Origin of the sequence: Paraburkholderia agricolaris (assembly GCF_009455635.1) — a bacterium.
GTDB lineage: Bacteria > Pseudomonadota > Gammaproteobacteria > Burkholderiales > Burkholderiaceae > Paraburkholderia > Paraburkholderia agricolaris.
Map to the genome: position 1 here is coordinate 2,260,852 of NZ_QPER01000001.1, position 18,012 is coordinate 2,278,863.

Here is an 18,012-nt window from a genome sequence, read left to right on the forward strand (position 1 = left end):
CAGGCTCCGCTCAAAGAAAGAAACGATCGGTGTTGAGAAAGCCGCGCACGTTTTCCTCGCATGAGGTTCGGCAAAGTTCGGCGACGTCGCGCTCCGAGTGGCTCAACGCAAGCTTGACCGGCCTGGGCGCGTATTCCGGGTTCGGATCGAGCGGATGCTGGATCGAGGTCAGCACGACGAGCGTGTTCATCGGGGCATACAGCTCGACATAGTCGCCGGCCTTCGAGTTGCCGGGCACGAAGTTCAAGGCGCCGGCGTCGGTGACGTCGACGCGGCTAAAGAGATTGAGTGTCATCAGCAGGTCCGGGATACCCAGCCCCCACTTGCCCATTTCGACCAGCAGGTTGTCCGTGCCGTTGCGATAGAACGCATTGCGCAGTTCCTGATAACGACCCGCGCCGTAACGTTCGTACACTTCTTCTGCATTCGAGACACCGCCGATACTGTCGTGCCAGCCGCAGGTATCCGTAACGATCGCGGCGAGCACACGGCCCATATCGGAGTACAGACAATGACCGGCCGTCAGTTTCGCCGTGTGCTGACATTTCAGCGTATCGGGGAGATTGAGCCGTTCGCTCCTCTCGGTTGCGTTGATCAGCAGGACGCTGGCGTTCGCGCCGCCGTGCAGGTCGGTGATGCGCAACGACTGGCCGCGCTTGACGATCAGCGAGGTATGGCCGCCGCCGGGGACGGTTTCTTCGAGTAGCAAATCCATGGGGTTAAGATTCCCGTTAGGCTCAGACCGTTTCGACACGCGATGCGCCTTCCACCACGGCTTGAGCCATATGAATGGAGGACGCGGAATCGCGGCTGTGGTCGAGCGGAATGTTGTAGGTGATGCGCGCGCCGTAGGCGCCGGGCGCTTGAGGGTCGACGCGGACCTTGTCGAACACCAGCACGCGGCTGCCGAGCGTGAAGCCTTCCTTCAGGTCATGGGTGACCATGAAAATCGTCAGCTTCGATTCGCGCCACAAGCCCAGCAGCAAGTCGTGCATGTCCTTGCGGATGCCGGGATCGAGCGCGCCGAATGGTTCATCGAGCAGCAACACGCGTGGTTTCATCATCAGCGCCTGGGCAATCGCGAGACGTTGTTGCATGCCGCCCGATAGCTGCTGCGGAAACTTATCCAACGCGGCGCCGAGGCCGACGCGTTTGAGCATCGCGACGGCTTCATCGCGCGCGGCGCGTCGCTGTGCACCGAATAGACGGCCGGTGAATTTCGCGCGGCGCAATTCGAGTCCCAGCATCACATTGCGAACCACACTGAGATGATCGAATACCGAATAGCGCTGAAACACCACGCCGCGATGCTCATCGGGTTCAGCCGGGAAGGGTGCGCCATCGAGCAGAATTTCGCCACGCGTCGCGCGCTCCTGACCGAGCAATAGCCTCAGGAATGTGGACTTGCCACAGCCCGATGCGCCGACCATCGAACAGAATTCGCCTTCTTCGACACGCAGATTTAGCCGTTCGAGCACGACCTGATCCCCGTATTCCTTCCAGACGTTACGAACTTCGATCATCGTGCGCCTCCGCCGTACCAGGGGAACGACCATTGCGTGAGGCGGCGCAGCAGCTCGTCGATGAGCCACGCGAGCAGCGTGATCCACGCGACGTAAGGCAGGATCACGTCCATTGCCAGGTAGCGCCGCATGAGAAAGATGCGGTAACCGAGGCCATCAGTCGAAGCGATCGCTTCCGCTGCGATAAGAAACAGCCACGCCGAACCCAGCGCGAGACGCATTGCCACCAGTAAGCGTGGCAGCAGTTGCGGCAGCACGAGGCGCAGAACCAGGGTCCAGCTGCTTGCACCGAGCGTCTGTGCCTTGACCCACAACTCGGTCGGAATCTCGCGAGCCCGCGCATGCAGATCGCGGACGATCATCGGCGTAATGCCGACCACAATCAGCACCACCTTCGACAACTCGTCGAGCCCGAACACGATGAACAGGATGGGCAGCACCGCGAGCGGCGGAATCATCGAGATCACCGTGATGAACGGTGAGAACGTCGCGCCCACCAGCGGAAACGAGCCGGTCGCGATGGCCGCGACCAAGGCAATTACGGCGCTCACAACGAGGCCGATGCCGAGCCGTCTCAAACTCGATACCGTGTCGGCCCACAGCAGATACTCGCCCGTGCGCTTGTCTTCGTTGAAGGCGACTTCCTTGATGGCGTCGCTCATTTGCGTCGCGCTCGGCAGCAGCTTGTCATCGGGATTGAGCTTGAGCCGCATCGACGACCCGGTGAAATAGACCGCTATCAGCACGATGAACGGCAGCAACAGCAGCATCAAGGCGCCGCTTCGGCTGGGGTGTCGATTGATGAGTCTCATGGGTGCCTGCCGGATGAAATACGTGTTGTTTGACTCAGAGCTTGCCGGCCGCGGCCATTTCCACGTAGGTCGGATCGAAGCGCAACTTGACGTTGCCCTTGTTGCCGATCACGACACCCTTGTCGAACGCCATGCCGACCACGTCCGCGCTTTTCGCGTCCTGCCCGAGCAGACCGTGATCGAACGAGAACTTCGCGACGCGCGTCATGATCTTCGGCAGGTTGGGGCTGGTGACAAAATCGACTGCGGCCTGCGGCGTATAGAACAGCGCGGTGGTCGACAGTTGCCCCTTGAAGCCCGCGAGATCGGTGCCCGATGCCTTCGCCATCGCGGTGAGCGCGGCGGTACTGTCGGCGTTATTGGCCCGCATCAACGCGACCATCTCGAACCATGCGCCCGTCAACGCCTTGCCGAGCGCCGGATTGTCGTTCAGGGTCTTCGTGTTGACGACCATCATGTCCATGATTTCACCGGGAATCTTGCTCGAGTCGAAGACTTCGGTGACGTTCGGCTGCGCCTTCAGTTCGGCAAGCATCGGGTTCCACGTCACTGCGTTGTGGACGGTGGGCGTGGCGAATGCACCGGAGATGTCGGCGTCGGAAGTGTTGACTACCTTGAGGTCGCGCTCGCTCATATGCGCACTCTCGAGGGCGCGTGCAAGCAGGTAGTGCGATACCGAGAACTGGACCAGATTGATCTGCTGGCCCTTCAGGTCGGCAATCTGTTTGCCTTTGCCCTTGACGAGCACGCCATCGTTGCCGTTCGAATAGTCGCTGACGATTAGCGCCGTCGAATCCACGCCGCCTGAGGCTGGGATGGTCAACGCGTCCATGTTGGTCATCGCGCAACCGTCGAACTTGCCGGCGGTGTACTGATTGATGGATTCGACGTAGTCGTTCAGTTGCACGACATCGACATTGATGCCGTATTTCCTGGCCCATTTGGAGACGATGCCCTGGGTTTTCGCCTGACCCCACGGCATCCAGCCCGCGTAGATGGTCCAGCAGACCTTGAAGTCGGTGCGTCCGGCGGCAAACGAAGGAGTGGAGGTGAAAGCGGCGAGAGAGACCGCGGCGATGCTGAGAAAGCGAACGAACTTGCGCATGAGGTTGACCTCGGAAGGGACAGTTAGCGACGGCAGGGAGCAGCGCAAACATCGCGTTCTCTCCCGGGCTTTTGTCCCGCCGTGTAACCTCACCGAGGTCGACAGCTCTCGGACCAGCACCTGCTTGAAGCAGGCCGGAACCCTAGCCGTCCATTTCCAGATTGTGTGTTAAACCGGATCATGCGCCGGCTCCTTGCACTCCCTTGTTAGCGAGAAGCGTGCCAAACGAAAATCAGCGCATTCCGGCACGGCGCAGCGGATTTTTGCACCGCTCCGGTGACGGCGTGCATCCGTGCGTACCGGACTCGCACCTTGTTCGTGCATTGATTGCCGGGTCTTGAATTCAGCCCGATGAAGCCCGCCTTGCCATTGCAATCGATTGGCTGAAGGCCGAATTCCCGAAAACCTGTGAGTTGTACTGTGAGGTCTGTGCGCTGCTGTCCGCAATATCGAATGTCGCTGCCGGCGCGGCTCTGAACGACGGGAGTATCGCGGGCTCATGCCTCACACCCGGCCGATCCTCACTCAGAAAGGAGGTGGCTCGGCGCGAACCCTGGGAAGCTATCGCAACATTCGACAAGGTCCTTGATAAAGATTGAGGCATGGATGCCGTTAACTATTGTTGGATGCAGATTCCCTATTCGAAGCAGGTTCGTGCAATTCGCATAATCGGCCGATTGACTGGCGTGGGACGGAAATGAGCAGAGTTCGCTGTGTCCAATTGATTGAATTACCCGACAACACATTAAGAAGAAGTTAGGACATGCGGAAGGGAAAAAAGAGTTTTTTTCGGGTTGCGGCGATGCTTGTCCTCTCCACACTCGTAGCGAGTTGCGCGATCGACCCGTCTTCTCCGGTGTTATCAGGCCAGAACTTTGCGCCCGAGATGACCGGCGCATTCGATGTGGTGGAAATGAGTGATAGCAGAGCGGGATTTTCACGTCTGACCACCTCTTTCAGCCCGGACGGAACAACCGGCTCGCTTGTGTACAACTACGCCAACGGGCATCGCATGGATGTCGATCTCACTGGTTGTGCATCGTACACTCGACACATTCTCCCTGGCGTAATGCATGACAACGCCACGGTTGAACAGGACGTCCATGAGGTCCGTTGTCGATCCACCGGGTCTATCTGGCGTGTCGCGATTTTTCGGAAAGGTACGCCTGAAACCGGCATCACTGCGTCATTGAAGGCGGCGACGGGCTACGAATTTTCCTTTGACGTCCCCTTCAGATCCACGGTTGCGGTGAGGGCCGCCCGGAGCGTGAGTCGATCCGTCGAGGGGCCGGTTGATAAGAGCTGACCGATGGGCGAGACGCGCATCCACGTCAAGGGGGAATGGCGGTATTTCCACCGGACCATCGACAAAGCGGCGTCAATCGTGACGCGCTTGAAGTGACCAGCGCTCAGCGAGAAACACCTATAAGGATCCGCCAGTCCAACTATCTCAACAACCTCGCAATCCAGGCGGCATTTCCTATATCGATTTCACTCACCATTTAATCCTTACCGCGACAAAACCAAAACCAGTTTCGGTGAAATTAAATCCCATTATATGTATCTATCATTCCCGTATTGGAGTTTCCAAAATGGCCGCTCTACAATCCAGCCCAACACGGGCTGCGAGCCAGAAGTATAGGTGCGAACGTGACGGCGAATAACCGGAGACAAAGCGCCATACCCAATGGTCAGGGGTAGCTTCTCCATGCTTGCCGCCCAGCCGGCAGTAGCCAACAGGCGCGCAACATAAAGCAAGGTGAGCAGCAAGCATGAGTAACAACGGGTATTTAAAGCGGGTACTCAGATTTCACCGGGCGACGAACTGGCGCGTGTGTCACTACCAGTGCAAGGAGACGCAGCTGATACCTTCTAGTTATCAATTAGCCAGGGGACAAGCATCATGAAGCGAAGTATTTTCCTTTTCCTGACCGCAGCCGCGGCGGGAGTGTTCTCGGGTGAGAAGGTGATGAGCACAATCGGCAGCCTGTCGGCTCAGAACGCACAAGGCTTTGTGATTTGTGCGCCTGACATCAAGCTCGGACCGGGCTTCGTCGACAAGGCGAAGGCTGACGCCTGGCTGCGGAAATCAAGAGCAGTGGCTGGGATATGAAAGATGTCGGCACGATCGACATAAGCTACAACCAGTTGTGCAATCGCCGAAGTACAAATGAAGTACTCTCGTCGAATTCATCTTTCTGTCATCAATCAATTCCTAGAACTTTCAAAATAAGCGCTACTTTGCATATCGATCAACGTTACTCCGCGAGCTGTACTGCGACAAAACCCGACATGCGCTGTACCGCGCTTTGTTCTCTACAACGATGTCTGAAACCGATTCATTTTGCCGGGATCTGATCGAGCTTAAGCACGGCGGATGTTGAAGAAGCTCCGTCGGCCGCAGTTTGCTGTGACTCATTGAGTCCAGACAACGTTGTTGCTTGTGCTGCCGGGCTATTTGTCGAAGAGGGAACAGTTTGCGAAGAATCGTCTCCGCCACAGGCAGATAAAAGGAGCGCGAGACAGGTAGCGCCGCATACAGCAGCGACTTGTCGATTCGCAAAAGGACCGGACTTGAGCATGATTGGATAGATTAAACGGCTGATAGGCCTGAGGCCGTCTGCAGTGGCCTCAGGGCGGTCGTCAGTTGGCCCGGACGAACTTGACGTTTTCGGCACGTGCGCAACCGCTGCCGCTTGACGTCAGAGTCACGGTCGTGGCCTTGCCTGCAGGTACGGCGATCGGCGCTGCTGTCAGTTGTACCCAGCCGGTGGTGCCGGTGGTGCCATTGACCATGGTGGTCTGCCCGGCGACATTGAGACTCATGTTGGAATCGCTGTTGGCATTCACGATGTTGTAGTAATAGACGTTGTAGTTGCCGGCGTTCAGGATCGTCGGGGTCCAGGTGGCCACGTTGCCGGCTACGTTGCAAGTCGCGTTGCGCGACACGTAGCCCTTCGTCCAACCCGGGAGGCTGGAGGTGTACCAGGTTCCCGTGACTTCCGCGTATCCCGTGCCCGCGTTGTTGTAGTCGACGTAGTAATCCTTCTGCCAATAGCTGGCATAGGCCCACTTGATCTGGTCTGTAGCCGCTGTAGGCCACTGCGTTGCGACGTCGCTCAGCCAGATATTGACCGGATCGTGAGTGTCCGATCCTGGCTCATATGTGAGGGTTTTCATCAAATTGCCGTCGACGTAATAACTGACCGAATCTTCTTCCCAGTCAATGCCGTACGTGTGATAGCCCGTCGAAAAGTTTGCTCCGCCAGTGAAGTTTGGATACTGGTAGACGCCGGAAGTCAGCTCTGGGGTGCTTTTGAAAGGGGGGTACCACTCGATGATGTTGTGCCGGATGTCGGTCAACGCAGCGGAGTCGATTTCGAAGCCATCGATCTCGGTACGCCGGGCTGTCGTGTACGTGTTCGAACCGTCGCCCGCCTGTAGCCAGAAGGAACTATGCCAGCCGGGAGTGGAATTGATTTGCGCGGAGGTTTCGTAGTAGCCGTAGCGGAAAGCCTGCTTGCTGACAATGCCACCACCGGTGTAATGCTGAGTGGTCGTCCCATTTGACGTTTGCACGTTAGGGGTGGCTTGCTTGAGAAGTGTAATGATCAGACCGTTGTTCACGCTGACATTCGCCGGCGTCTGCACGCTCTTCATGTGTGGCTTCCACTGATCGGTGCGGTAGTTCCACTTTGTTGTGTCGAGGGCCGTGCCGCTGAAGTTGTCGGTGAACACAGGATTGGCGGCGACGTCAGCAGTCCACCCGTTGGTTCCCACCGGCGGCCCCGAGGCCTCGGCGATCGGAACGACCAGGCTCAGAAGGCCCGCAGCGGTGATAGCCAGGGCGGCAGGGTGAATCAAGGGGATCGATATCAATGGCGCGCGCAGGCGCGAAACCTTCTGTCTCATGGTGTTCCTGTCTGATGAGTTTTATATGTTAGTTCCGTTAATTGGAACTAAGCGAAGATTACCCCCGGAATGTCCCTGCACGGTATTGGGGTTAATGCCGAAAAATCCCATTCATCAGAAAAATTAACATCCTTGTTGTCCGTTTAATGGGATTTCGACGATGGTCTCGCGGACCGCCGCTGCATGCTTGGCACCGGTCGAGCACAGGGGAAGTTGTGGAACGCGTGCCGGTACGGCGGGCGCGTTGTGGGCGATCGGGAGGATGATTGAAGGACAGATGGGCAGGCGTTCGGCAAACGTGTCGCACCCAAAGCTGGCTGAAGCGCCAGGTGCCGTGGTGTCAGCGTGAGCACCTTCGCCACACTTTGCTCTTGCGAACACCTGCCTCGCGCGCAGCACCATTACCCCGTTTTCGTCAGAGCCCCGGCTGGACGCGAGCAGAGAAACGCGTCAGCTGATTCCATTCAACCCGCAAAAGTTGTCTCGGGTATGCCGCGTACACCGGGAACCTGAATGGCAAAGAGCGAGCCCGAAAGCGGCGCGCTTTTGAGCACGTCCTGCGTGAGCCGCACACGCGCGCTCGTGACATACAGGATGTCGAGATTGGGGCCGCCGAAGCAGCAACTGGTCGGGCGCGGCACCGGCAGGCGGACGCGCGTCATTTCACGGCCCTCGGGATCGAAACGCGCGATGCACCACTCGTCCCACATCGCGATCCAGAGGCAACCCTCTGCGTCGACGGTAAGCCCGTCGGGCGAGCCCGCCGACGCGTCGAACGAGATCAGCGGCTGGCGATTTTCGATCGTGCCGTTGATGAAATCGAAGTCGTACTGGAACACGAGCTTGCGATGCGAATCGGTGAAATACATGCGCGTATTGTCAGGGCTCCAACCTAGACCGTTCGCCACCGTAAAGCCCGTGTCCATCTTGAACCATGAGCCGTCGGGGTCGACCTTGAACAGGTTGCCGCGATTCGGTGCGGCACCCATGTCCATCGTGCCGACCCACAAGCGACCCATGCGGTCGCACTTGCCGTCGTTGTAGCGATTGCCGGGCCGGTCTGCCTCGGGGTGGGACAGACGCGTCAGCGTGCTGCTGTCGTCGAGGGTCATCAGTCCCTTGGGCGTCGCGATCAGCAGTCCGCCCGTTGCCTTCGGAATGACGAGACTCACCATCGAGCCGAGCTTCGTTTCGGTATCCTTGCCCGTCGCCACGTCGAAGCGGTGAATCGCGGGGGTAAGGATGTCGACCCAGTACAACACTTCGTCACGGGGCGACCAGAGCGGGCCTTCGCCGAGCAGCGACGGAATCTGACTGACGCAGCGAACCTCGGCGTTCGAATGCATTTCCGGCTGGCCCTTGGCCGTGATCGACATTGAGCGGCCACCTGCGTTGTGTGAAATCTTGCGGGCTGCGCCAATGACGGCGGCTGACAGACTATGCGCACGCGCCTCATCCAACTGCGCGAAGGTCCCGGAGATCGCGAGCGCGCCGATGGGCCGCTCTTCGAAATCGAAGATGGGCGCAGCCAATGCGACGGTATCCGCGGAGCTTTCGCAGATGGCCAATGCATAGCCACGCGCGCGCGTCAGATCAAGTTCGCTCCTCAGCGCGCCGATCGACGTAATGGTGCGCGGACCGAGCGACGGCAATCCGATCGAGTCCAGCAGTTGCTGTTGCTGGCTCGGATCCAGCCAGGCCATCACCGCCTTGCCCACCGCGCTCGCGTGCAACGCGAGACGCTCACCAACGCCAGGCGAGAGCCGCGCTGACTGGCGCGCCTGCTCGCCGGCGATCACGACGGCGCTATGTCCTTCGAGCACGACCAGATGTACGGCCTCGCCAACCTGATCGCGTAACAGAAGCAGTTCGTCCTGAGCGGCAACCCGCAAGTCGAAGTCGCTCCACACCTCATGCGCCAGTTCGAGAAAACGCAGACCGAGGCGAAAGGTTTTGCCCCCCACGTCGTGCTGGAGCAGTCCTTCACGTTGCAACGTCGCGAGAATGCGATGCAGCGTGGTGCGCGGCATACCGCACGCATGCAGGAGCTGGGCGAAGGTCATCGGCGCTGGCGCCTTCGACACGATGTTCAGGAGCGTCATCGCCTTCTCCAGTACACCGATCCCGCCAGCGCTTTTGTCGGCGGCAACAACGGCAGATGCTGCGGCATCTGCCCGTTTCGGGGCCGCTTGTGTGGCCGGGCGGGGCGTGGCCGGCAGTTTTTCTCTCACAGTGTTCAAGGTGTCGGATCTGCTCGAAATGGAATGCTCTGCGCCGGCATTGTACGCCGAAAGCCTGTTTACACAGGGTGGGTGTTCTATTGGTTGGGCTTATGACCAACCAATCGGGCGGATAGCTGACATAAAAAAGCTCTCTTTCCCTACCGTGTCGGTCAAGAAATTCCATTGATCGGGAATTTCGAATCCAAAATTTTTCACAAATCTGAACGTTTCGCCGCGGCGCAGGCTGCCGTCAATGCACATAAAAACCGCGCCAGATACTGGGTTCGCTTCAAATTCCGCCGTAGCCGGCGGGGTTTTGAGCCGGTATACGGGACACCCCTGGGCAAGTTCTCCTTTATTTTTTTCCATCTAATGGTAGCATTCGCCGCATGTTGTTCCGTTCAATGGAAAATACAGCCGGGGAGACCAGCCCGAATGAAAGTAAAAAAACAGTTGTTCGTCTTGACGATGGCAGCTTTGGGGGCGTCGCCAGCAATGGCGCAATCGAGTCTGACCATGTACGGCATCGTCGACCTGGAGGTCGGCAAGTACGACGGGAGCACTGCGATTCGTGAGAACACCGGGGCGACGAGCCGCTGGGGTTTGAAGGGTACGGAAGACCTCGGCGGTGGATACCGCGCTGTTTTCTGGCTGGAGCAGCAGTTCAATCCGAATAACGGCACGCTCTACAACTCCACTTCGTTCTTCAGCGGGCGATCGACGGTCGGCCTCGAGGGGTGGTTCGGTCACTTCGTGGTGGGGCGCGACGTGAACGCGAGCCACTACGTGGAATCGAGCGCCGATCCGTTTGGTCAGGACGGCGTCGCTGCCGGTTATGGCGCGCGAGGCGGTATCTCGCAGGCAAACGGAGGGCCTGGCCAGATCGATACCGTGCGGACCAACAATTCGGCCAATTACGTCTACACATGGGCCAACCTGACACTGCGCGCGACGGTGGCCGCGCGTGACAGCGCCATCCAGGGAGGCGACGGCAGCATTCCGTATTCGGCGTCGCTCGTCTACGAGGACAAGCGTCTGAAGTTGGGCGCGTCGTGGATTCGTCCGCAAAACTACAACGCGCACTGGGGCTACACGGCGGGTCAGTACGATTTCGGCTTTGCGCGGCTCTATGCCGGCTATGGCTTCGGTCAGAACACCTATCAGCAAATCATGCACAACCAGATGGTGGGTATCGCGATCCCGACTGGGGCGTACGGCATGGTCCGTGGCACGTACTCGCACACCACCGCTTATGGGCACACGATCCAGAGCCGTAGTGTGCTGGGCTACGTGTACTTCCTTTCGAAGCGCACTTCGGTCTACGCCGATGCCCTCTATGACGCCAATGCGGGCAAATATGCGTACCGCACCGCTAGCACGACCGGCGTCAATGGCTGGCAGCCGACCGGCACGTCGTCGAGCGGAACGGGCTTTACGGTGGGCCTGAAGCAGGCATTTTGACCGGACGCGTGGCGCGGCGCGTGTCAGGGATTCCCGATGCCGACATCCCACGAACTCATGTTCAGGAGGCAAATTGATTTCACGCAGACATTTCATCGGCGCGGTGGCGGTCGCGTCCGGATTGACGGCAGCGGGGGCGAAGGCGCAAAGCCGCGGGATCACGTACGTCGGCTGGTCGCAGGAAGAGGCGGCCAGCAAGCCGACGCTTGCCGCGCTGTTCAACGGCTATCGTCAGAGCGCGGGCGTATCGCTCGATACGGTCGGTTATCCATGGGCGCAGATGCAGCAAAACGTGCTGCTTCGTTTGCGCTCGGGCCAGCCCATGGACGTCGTGCAACTGAACGAACGCTGGGTGCCGCAATTCGCGGCAACGAACCGGCTTGTCGATATCGATACTGTGTTTGGCGCGGCGCAGTTGCGCAATCGCATCAGCAAAGGCGTGCTGGAACTCGGAAGTTACCACGGCAAACAGATGGGACTGCCATGGTCGGCCGGGTCGATCGGCATGGTGGCGAACGCGAAAGTGCTGCAGGGCGCGGGCGTTGCAAAGCCGCCTGCAACAGTGGATGAATTCCTGAGTGCACTCAAGGCAATCAGGAAAGCGAATCCGGATGCCGTGCCGTACGCGATGGCCACGAAGAACAACAATGCGTTGAGCCCCGACTTCCAGGTATGGCTATGGACGTTCGGCGGCCACCTGTTCGACAGCAACGGCAAGGTTGCGGTGGGTAGCCCGGCAGGCGTGAAAACGCTCAGTTTCATGGCGAGTCTCGTCAAGGACGGACTGGCAACGAAAGACGTCGACCGGCCGGACGCACGCCGGATGTTCGCGCAGTATCAGACGGGTTTCTATAACGACGCGCCACTCGCACGTGGCTTTGCCCGCAGCAATTCGAGTATCGGTGACAAATTCGACGCGCTCGTGATTGCGATGCCGACGCCGGTGATGCGCGCGGGTGATGTACCGCGCTCGCTTGCGCGGGGGCATCTGCTTAGCATTTTCAGCGACGGCACGCAGAAGATCGATGCGAACTCGCCGCAAGCGAAGCTGCTCGCATATCTCGCGCTCAACGACGATTCGCAGTTGCGCATTTTCAAGGACATTGGACTCTTTCCCGTCACGAACAGCGCGCTCGAGAAGCTGGCTACCGACCCGTACGTATCGGTCTGGTCGACGGCGGCACGCCGCGCAACGCGTGACGAGACGTCGTTCTGGCCGAATGCTGCCGCGCTCACCACGGTGATCGGCGAAGAAGTGCAGGCCGCATTGCTGGCACAGAAGTCACCACAGGAAGCCATTGACAGCATGAGCAAGCGCTTGCAGGAACAGACAGCGGGTATTTCGAGGTTCTGATATGAGTGATGCATCCATCGCGTCCGCGGATCCGCCGCGCGAAGTGCGCCGCCATTCGACGCTCAAGCAGCACGAGCGCCGGGTCGGTGTGGCGCTTGCGCTCCCCGCGCTGGCAGCGTTCGTCGTCGTCATTCTGACTCCGTTTGTGAAGTCCCTGAAGCTGTCGCTGTTCAAATACACGATCGATACGCCGGAGCCGCAATTCGTCGGGTTCGAGAACTTCGCCAGACTGTTTCGCGACCCGGTCATCGTCAACGTGTGCCTGAATACGGTGGTGTTCGTGGTCAGCGCGACGTGCGTGACGTTGGTGATAGCACTTGCGTGGGCGCTAATGATGAATCAGGCCTTCAAGGGACGGGCGTTGGTGCGCGCGGCGTCGCTGCTGCCATGGGTATTGCCGTCTACGGTGACGGCTTTCCTCGCGGCGTGGATCTTCAACGGTCAGTACGGTGTACTCAATGCCATCATGCTTTCGACGGGACTGATATCGGAGCCGGTTATCTGGCTGGCGGAGCGTCACGGCGCGATGGCATGTGTCATCGTCACGAAAGTTTGGCTTTCCGTGCCACTTTTCATGGCGTTTTTTCTCGCCGGCTTGCAAAGCGTTTCGCAGGACCAGGTCGATGCCGCGCGCGTGGATGGCTGTGAGAATTTTGGTGTCTTGAGGCACGTGGTACTGCCGCATCTCGCGCCCACCATCATCATCGTGATGATTCTCGGCGCGATGGGAAACCTGCAGGCGTTCGACGTAATTTACGCGTTGACCCAGGGCGGACCAGTCGGTGCAACCACGATGCTCTCCGTGGAGGTTTACAAGCAGGCGTTCGAGAGCTGGGACATGGGCATGGCATGCGCGATCGGCGTGTTGTGGTTCGTACTGATTGCCGTACCTACGGTGTTCTATCTGCGTGCGCTGTTCAGGCGGGAGTTGTAATGCTGCTCAATCTTCGAACCAGACTGGCCAGAACGACATTCGTAGCGGCATTCGTGGCTATTGCGGCGTTCCTTTTCCTGCCGATCATGTGGATGGTTATGACGTCGATCAAGCCGCAAGGCGAAGTCTTCGTACGATTTCCGTCGTTCTGGCCACATGTGCCGACTTTTGAAAATTATCGGAACCTCTTCGCACAAGGCGAGATGGTGGGCTATCTGCGCAACAGTCTGCTCACGGCGGGCGGCGGCGCGCTGCTCACGGTCACGCTGGCCACCTATGCGGCCTACAGTTTCGCGAAGTTCCGTTATCGCGGACGCAAAACGCTGATGGTGCTGATGCTCTCGGCACAGATGTTTCCGTTCGCGATGCTGCTGATTAGCCTCTATCCGATTCTGCAAACTCTCGGTTTGCTCAATACGCGCATTGGCCTGATCATCGCGTATATCGTGCTGGCGTTGCCGAGCGGCACGTATATGTTGTACAGCTACTTCGTCAACATTCCGAACGAAATCATTGAAGCGGCACGCACCGATGGCGCGAGCGAACTCTACATCCTGCATCGCATCGTACTGCCTCTGGCGATGCCTGCGCTCGTCACCGTGGGACTGTATTCGTTCATGTGGGCATGGAACGATCTGCTGTTTTCACTGACGTTGATCACGTCGCCCGAGCTGCGTACGGTCGGCCCAGGCCTGCTGCTCGGTTACATGGGCGAGGGCAAGAGCGATTGGGCCGGCGCGATGGCGGCCTCGGTTGTGAGCTCGTTGCCTGTAGTGACCGGCTTCGCGTTTCTTCAACGCTTCTTCATTCAGGGACTCACGGCCGGAGCTGTCAAGTCATGAGATTCTTAGACGAGGTTGTGATCATGACGGATACGGCGCAGGGCAGAGGCGGAGCATTGCTGCGGCGATCACTGAGCAAGCAGATCGCGATCGAGTACTGCACGCAGAGTATTCGCGGCAATGCCGTTTCGCTCGCGTCGATCGCAACTGAAAGCGCAATACAAGCCGTCAACGAACGCGACATGCGCTTAACCGCGAGTGCGGCCCAGTCGGCGCGGATGCGCGACTCCGCGACATGGCCAATACCGTGCTGTTTCTTGCGCCGGATGAAACGTCGTTCGTGGCGGACGTGGATATCCCCATCTATGGCGACCTGACCTCGCTCGCCGAGCGCGCCACCGGACGCATGACGCGGCTATTGCCGCGAAGCGTTCCAACGAGGACAACCCTTATAAAGGAGAAGACAAATGGCTCAAGTTGAGCTGAAAGGAATATGCAGGAGCTTTGGCTCAGTGACCGTGATTCATGGCAACCACCTGCAGTGTGCCGAACACGAAGCACGGCGTGTTTTCACTCCCCGACGGTCCTGGCGTTGGCAATCAGCCGGATATCGACAAGCTTGATCATTACAAGGTCGATCACATCCGCGGCGCGTATCTCGCTGCATATCAGCCCGGATGGATTTCGACCAGGCCTGCATATTGAGCGTGGAGATCAATCAATGACGAAAAACGACAACGTTGCACCCATCCTGGGTGTGTTCCCTGTTTTGCCAACGCCGTTCGATGAACATGGCAAGCCTGATGTCGACAGTATGCGCAGACTCGTGCGCTATCTGATCGAAGCGGGTGTTGACGGCATGACATATCCGGGTGTCGCGAGCGAGTTCAATCAGCTGACGACGGAGGAGCGGCTGGCTTTGACGAATATTGTACTTGGCGAACTCGATGGCCGCCTGCCGTTGGTAGTAGGTGTATCGAGCACCGACATCGAGCAGACCGTTCAGCTCGCACGGGCGGCGGACGAGCATGGTGCGGGCGCGTTGATGATCGCCGTGCCGCCCGACCGCAAGACGGCCGAAGCGCAGATTGAGTTTTTTTCAGCGGTGACGCGCGCCGTGCCCCGCATGCCAATCGTTTTGCAGAACGTGCCGGCGCCCGTGGGCGCGGGTCTCGATCCGGACGTGCTGGTGGCCATCCTGAACGCGGTGCCGGGAATTCATTACGTGAAGGAGGAAACGTTGCCGAGTGGACAGCGGCTCACATCGATCCGGCGCTCGGCACCCCAAACGCTACTCGGCGTCCTGGGTGGCGCGGGCGGCCGTTATATCACCGACGAACTGCGGCGCGGCGCATGCGGCACGATGCCCGCCATTGAACTGGCGGAAATTCATGTCGCGTTGTTTGCCGCGCATCGTGCGGGTGAGATTGAGCGTGTGCGACAACTTTTCACGCGCATGCTGCCGATTCTGAACGTGCAGGCAGTATTTCGCTGGTCGTTGACGAAATATGTGTTGCATCGCCGGGGGCTGATTGCCTGCCGCCTGCAACGTGCGGCTGGCCCATTGCTCGATAACGAAGATGCCGCCGACGTGGATGCTTTCCTGCACGATATCGAGGATCTCCTCGCACCGAGCCGATAAGGACACAAGCCATGCAGACACACATCGCCAGAATAGCCCAGGTCGAATCGTTCGTCATATCGATTCCGCGCGACGAACCGTACCTCGGCGGACTCGGCAAAGACGAGCAGATCAACTCTCGAGGCTATCTGATCCGCAAAGGCAATAAAACGATCTATCCGACTGCGGACATGTCGGTGCTGATCAAGGTGACAGCCGAGGATGGCACCGTAGGTTGGGGTGAGACTTACGGCATTGTCGCGCCGGAAGCCGTGACAGCCATCATCGACGACGTGCTTGGGCCCGCCGTTGTCGGTCGCGATCCGCGCGACGTCGTCGTGATCCAGGAAGATCTGTACGACATGATGCGCGTGCGAGGGTTCTTCGGTGGGTTCTATGTCGATGCCATCGCGGGTGTGGATATCGCGATCTGGGATCTGTTCGGCAAGCTCGTGCGGCAGCCCGTGGTTAAGCTGATCGGCGGGCAGCGTCTGAATGAGATTCCCGCATACCTGTCGGGGCTGCCGGGCCCCACACTCGACGACCGTGTGGCTCTCGCGCGCTCGTTCGTGAAGAAAGGGTTCAACTCGATCAAGTATCACTCTGCGGTATCGTTCGACGGGATCGTCGAGGAGATGCGTGCATTGCGTGAAGGGCTTGGCGACAGCGTCGAGTTGATGGTCGATCTGCACTGGAAGTTCACAGCTCAGGAAGCAATTCAACTGGTAGACCGGTTGACGCCGTATCGTCCGTATTTCATCGAGGCGCCGTGTGCCCCCGAAGACATGGAAGGGCAGGCCCGCGTGGGCGAACAGATTCGCGTACCGCTTGCGCTGGGCGAGGAATGGCGCACGGTCTACGAATACCGCCCGCGCCTGGAAAAGCGCTCAATGTCGATCATTCAGCCGGAGATGGGACATACGGGTATCAGCCAGTTCATGCAGATTGCGCGAATGGCGAACGCCTTTCACGTGAAGGTCATCCCCCATGCGACCATTGGGATCGGCATTTTTCAGGCGGCGAGCCTGCATGCGGCGGCGGCGCTGCCCAACGTACCGATGCACGAGTATCAGCATTCCGTGTTCGATCGCAACCTTCGGTATGTGAAGACTGCGATGCACTGCGCGAATGGTGCATTCCAATTGCCACAGGGGCCTGGCCTCGGCGTCGAGCCGAGCGACGAAGTCTGGCAGCATGTGCGAAAGAGAGCGATAAGCTGAGATCCACAGGCCGGGAATAAGGCCAACGAATGCCTGTTCCCGGAGTGCTAAACATAAATATAGGATACCGTACTATGAATCCATCTTTTATCAGTCTCGATTGGGGTACGTCGAGTTTGAGAGCGGCGCTGGTCTCGGCTGATGGTGAGATCATGGAAAGCCGAAGTGCTCCTGGCGGTGTCATGACCGTGAAGGACAGGGATTTTCATACGCCGTTGAACGCGATCTGTAAGGCCTGGATCGATACTCACGGCTGCCCGATCGTGGCAAGCGGCATGATTGGCAGCCGGCAAGGTTGGGTCGAAGCGCCTTATCTGGCGTGTCCCGCGACGCCAGCAGCGGCCGCAGTGGCATTTACCACGCTCTCCGTAGCCGACAAGGTCGACATGCACATCATTCCCGGTGTGCGTTGTGGCGGCATTGACTCCATCCACGACGTGATGCGCGGCGAAGAGACACAGATCTGGGGGGCGGGCGTCGACTCCGAATGTCTTTGCGTCTTGCCGGGCACACACAGTAAGTGGGTATTTGTCGGCGCAGGCGCAATGATCACCCACTTTGCGACCTACATCACGGGCGAACTGTATGGTTTGCTGACCAGGCATGGCATTCTCGGACGGCTCATGGAGTTCGGTTCGCGCGACGACGATGCGTTTCAAGCGGGTGTGTCACTCGGGCTGAGACATCCGAACCAGGCGACGCATGTCGTGTTTGCCGCACGCACGACGCGTCTGATGAATGAGTTGCCTTCGACAGCATTACCGGACTACCTTTCGGGGATTCTGATCGGCGTGGAGGTGGCGAGCGCGATGGCGTCTTATACACTGAATGAGACACGGTTAGTGGTATTGATCGGCGATAGTGACTTGTGCAGGCGCTATCAGTTTGCATTAGAGGCGGCTGGTTTGCGGGTGGAGCGGACCATTGAAGAGGCGACAGTTCAAGGTCATGTGAGAATAGCTCGCGAAGCAGGGATCGTCGGGCCACGCAGCTTGAGTGGGTACACCCCGGTTCTTTCTCACGCCGCTCAATTGGCGGGTTTCTGACATGAACGTCAATCGCACAC

17 protein-coding genes, 1 pseudogene and 1 riboswitch are annotated in these 18,012 nt (G+C 58.9%); of the genes and pseudogenes, 11 read left to right on the forward strand and 7 right to left on the reverse strand.

The window, feature by feature from the left end; all coding sequences use genetic code 11:
* Nucleotides 1-10: 10 nt before the first annotated feature.
* The 4 genes from GH665_RS10190 to GH665_RS10205 are packed head-to-tail and all read right to left on the reverse strand — an operon-like array spanning nucleotide 11 to nucleotide 3,440.
* Nucleotides 11-715 carry an urea amidolyase associated protein UAAP1 gene (locus tag GH665_RS10190; protein ID WP_153135762.1) on the reverse strand — a complete coding sequence of 235 codons (705 nt, stop codon included), beginning with the start codon at nucleotides 713-715 and terminating at the stop codon, nucleotides 11-13.
* 22 nt (nucleotides 716-737) lie between these two features.
* Nucleotides 738-1,523 (reverse strand): ABC transporter ATP-binding protein, encoded by a 786-nt coding sequence (locus tag GH665_RS10195; RefSeq protein WP_153135763.1) that lies wholly within the window; start codon nucleotides 1,521-1,523, stop codon nucleotides 738-740.
* Entirely contained in the window at nucleotides 1,520-2,335 is an 816-nt protein-coding gene (locus GH665_RS10200; protein ID WP_153135764.1) for an ABC transporter permease, read from the reverse strand. Before GH665_RS10200 ends, GH665_RS10195 begins: the two co-directional genes overlap by 4 nt.
* A 34-nt stretch (nucleotides 2,336-2,369) precedes the next feature.
* Nucleotides 2,370-3,440 carry a putative urea ABC transporter substrate-binding protein gene (locus GH665_RS10205; RefSeq protein WP_153135765.1) on the reverse strand — a complete coding sequence of 357 codons (1,071 nt, stop codon included), beginning with the start codon at nucleotides 3,438-3,440 and terminating at the stop codon, nucleotides 2,370-2,372.
* Nucleotides 3,441-3,498: 58 nt separating this feature from the next.
* Nucleotides 3,499-3,597, reverse strand: a riboswitch (guanidine-I (ykkC/yxkD leader).
* A 606-nt stretch (nucleotides 3,598-4,203) separates the two neighbouring features.
* Here GH665_RS10205 and GH665_RS10210 point away from each other — a divergent pair.
* Together GH665_RS10210 and GH665_RS10215 are read left to right on the forward strand one after the other, a co-directional pair.
* The gene (locus GH665_RS10210; RefSeq protein WP_153135766.1) at nucleotides 4,204-4,746 is read left to right on the forward strand and encodes a hypothetical protein; all 543 of its coding nucleotides are present in this window, start codon (nucleotides 4,204-4,206) and stop codon (nucleotides 4,744-4,746) included.
* A 624-nt stretch (nucleotides 4,747-5,370) separates the two neighbouring features.
* Nucleotides 5,371-5,591 (forward strand): annotated as a pseudogene (locus GH665_RS10215) (arabinose ABC transporter substrate-binding protein); the annotation flags it as partial.
* Between the two features lie 492 nt (nucleotides 5,592-6,083).
* Here GH665_RS10215 and GH665_RS10220 read toward each other — a convergent pair.
* The 3 genes from GH665_RS10220 to GH665_RS10230 all read right to left on the reverse strand — a co-directional run bounded on the left by GH665_RS10220 (nucleotide 6,084) and on the right by GH665_RS10230 (nucleotide 9,943).
* Entirely contained in the window at nucleotides 6,084-7,352 is a 1,269-nt protein-coding gene (locus tag GH665_RS10220; protein ID WP_153135767.1) for a family 16 glycosylhydrolase, read from the reverse strand.
* 464 nt (nucleotides 7,353-7,816) lie between these two features.
* A complete protein-coding gene (locus GH665_RS10225; protein ID WP_153135768.1) occupies nucleotides 7,817-9,454 on the reverse strand; it encodes an SMP-30/gluconolactonase/LRE family protein in 1,638 nt (545 codons plus the stop codon).
* 228 nt (nucleotides 9,455-9,682) lie between these two features.
* A complete protein-coding gene (locus GH665_RS10230) occupies nucleotides 9,683-9,943 on the reverse strand; it encodes a hypothetical protein (protein WP_153135769.1) in 261 nt (86 codons plus the stop codon).
* Between the two features lie 66 nt (nucleotides 9,944-10,009).
* On the opposite strand from GH665_RS10230, the gene GH665_RS10235 reads away from it, so the two are divergent.
* From GH665_RS10235 to GH665_RS10275, 9 genes are all read left to right on the forward strand, one after another.
* Nucleotides 10,010-11,035, forward strand: a complete 1,026-nt coding sequence (locus tag GH665_RS10235; protein ID WP_167530936.1) for a porin — start codon at nucleotides 10,010-10,012, stop codon at nucleotides 11,033-11,035.
* A 73-nt stretch (nucleotides 11,036-11,108) separates the two neighbouring features.
* Nucleotides 11,109-12,389 (forward strand): ABC transporter substrate-binding protein, encoded by a 1,281-nt coding sequence (locus GH665_RS10240; RefSeq protein WP_153135771.1) that lies wholly within the window; start codon nucleotides 11,109-11,111, stop codon nucleotides 12,387-12,389.
* A gap of 1 nt (nucleotide 12,390) precedes the next feature.
* Nucleotides 12,391-13,323, forward strand: coding sequence for a carbohydrate ABC transporter permease (locus GH665_RS10245; RefSeq protein ID WP_153135772.1), 933 nt, complete (start codon nucleotides 12,391-12,393; stop codon nucleotides 13,321-13,323).
* On the forward strand, nucleotides 13,323-14,165 hold the full coding sequence (locus GH665_RS10250) for a carbohydrate ABC transporter permease (protein WP_217361875.1): 843 nt from the start codon (nucleotides 13,323-13,325) through the stop codon (nucleotides 14,163-14,165). Before GH665_RS10245 ends, GH665_RS10250 begins: the two co-directional genes overlap by 1 nt.
* A 235-nt stretch (nucleotides 14,166-14,400) precedes the next feature.
* Nucleotides 14,401-14,586, forward strand: coding sequence for a hypothetical protein (locus tag GH665_RS10255; RefSeq protein ID WP_153135773.1), 186 nt, complete (start codon nucleotides 14,401-14,403; stop codon nucleotides 14,584-14,586).
* A 44-nt stretch (nucleotides 14,587-14,630) separates the two neighbouring features.
* Nucleotides 14,631-14,810 (forward strand): hypothetical protein, encoded by a 180-nt coding sequence (locus GH665_RS10260; protein WP_153135774.1) that lies wholly within the window; start codon nucleotides 14,631-14,633, stop codon nucleotides 14,808-14,810.
* A 16-nt stretch (nucleotides 14,811-14,826) separates the two neighbouring features.
* Nucleotides 14,827-15,747: a dihydrodipicolinate synthase family protein gene (locus tag GH665_RS10265; protein WP_153135775.1), complete on the forward strand. Its 921-nt coding sequence runs from the start codon at nucleotides 14,827-14,829 to the stop codon at nucleotides 15,745-15,747.
* Nucleotides 15,748-15,758: 11 nt separating this feature from the next.
* Nucleotides 15,759-16,946, forward strand: coding sequence for a mandelate racemase/muconate lactonizing enzyme family protein (locus GH665_RS10270; RefSeq protein ID WP_153135776.1), 1,188 nt, complete (start codon nucleotides 15,759-15,761; stop codon nucleotides 16,944-16,946).
* A 74-nt stretch (nucleotides 16,947-17,020) separates the two neighbouring features.
* Nucleotides 17,021-17,992, forward strand: a complete 972-nt coding sequence (locus tag GH665_RS10275) for a 2-dehydro-3-deoxygalactonokinase (protein ID WP_153138361.1) — start codon at nucleotides 17,021-17,023, stop codon at nucleotides 17,990-17,992.
* Nucleotides 17,993-18,012 lie beyond the last annotated feature (20 nt).

Bases quoted from the DNA above. Each gene is read 5' to 3' on its own strand.
- GH665_RS10250 (WP_217361875.1), top strand. From the start codon at position 13,323: ATGCTGCTCAATCTTCGAACCAGACTGGCCAGAACGACATTCGTAGCG.
- GH665_RS10255 (WP_153135773.1), top strand. From the start codon at position 14,401: ATGGCCAATACCGTGCTGTTTCTTGCGCCGGATGAAACGTCGTTCGTG.
- GH665_RS10270 (WP_153135776.1), top strand. From the start codon at position 15,759: ATGCAGACACACATCGCCAGAATAGCCCAGGTCGAATCGTTCGTCATA.
- GH665_RS10275 (WP_153138361.1), top strand. From the start codon at position 17,021: ATGAATCCATCTTTTATCAGTCTCGATTGGGGTACGTCGAGTTTGAGA.
- GH665_RS10265 (WP_153135775.1), top strand. From the start codon at position 14,827: ATGACGAAAAACGACAACGTTGCACCCATCCTGGGTGTGTTCCCTGTT.
- GH665_RS10235 (WP_167530936.1), top strand. From the start codon at position 10,010: ATGAAAGTAAAAAAACAGTTGTTCGTCTTGACGATGGCAGCTTTGGGG.
- GH665_RS10220 (WP_153135767.1), bottom strand. From the start codon at position 7,352: ATGAGACAGAAGGTTTCGCGCCTGCGCGCGCCATTGATATCGATCCCC.
- GH665_RS10225 (WP_153135768.1), bottom strand. From the start codon at position 9,454: ATGACGCTCCTGAACATCGTGTCGAAGGCGCCAGCGCCGATGACCTTC.
- GH665_RS10210 (WP_153135766.1), top strand. From the start codon at position 4,204: ATGCGGAAGGGAAAAAAGAGTTTTTTTCGGGTTGCGGCGATGCTTGTC.
- GH665_RS10195 (WP_153135763.1), bottom strand. From the start codon at position 1,523: ATGATCGAAGTTCGTAACGTCTGGAAGGAATACGGGGATCAGGTCGTG.
- GH665_RS10260 (WP_153135774.1), top strand. From the start codon at position 14,631: ATGGCAACCACCTGCAGTGTGCCGAACACGAAGCACGGCGTGTTTTCA.
- GH665_RS10230 (WP_153135769.1), bottom strand. From the start codon at position 9,943: ATGGAAAAAAATAAAGGAGAACTTGCCCAGGGGTGTCCCGTATACCGG.
- GH665_RS10190 (WP_153135762.1), bottom strand. From the start codon at position 715: ATGGATTTGCTACTCGAAGAAACCGTCCCCGGCGGCGGCCATACCTCG.
- GH665_RS10245 (WP_153135772.1), top strand. From the start codon at position 12,391: ATGAGTGATGCATCCATCGCGTCCGCGGATCCGCCGCGCGAAGTGCGC.
- GH665_RS10205 (WP_153135765.1), bottom strand. From the start codon at position 3,440: ATGCGCAAGTTCGTTCGCTTTCTCAGCATCGCCGCGGTCTCTCTCGCC.
- GH665_RS10200 (WP_153135764.1), bottom strand. From the start codon at position 2,335: ATGAGACTCATCAATCGACACCCCAGCCGAAGCGGCGCCTTGATGCTG.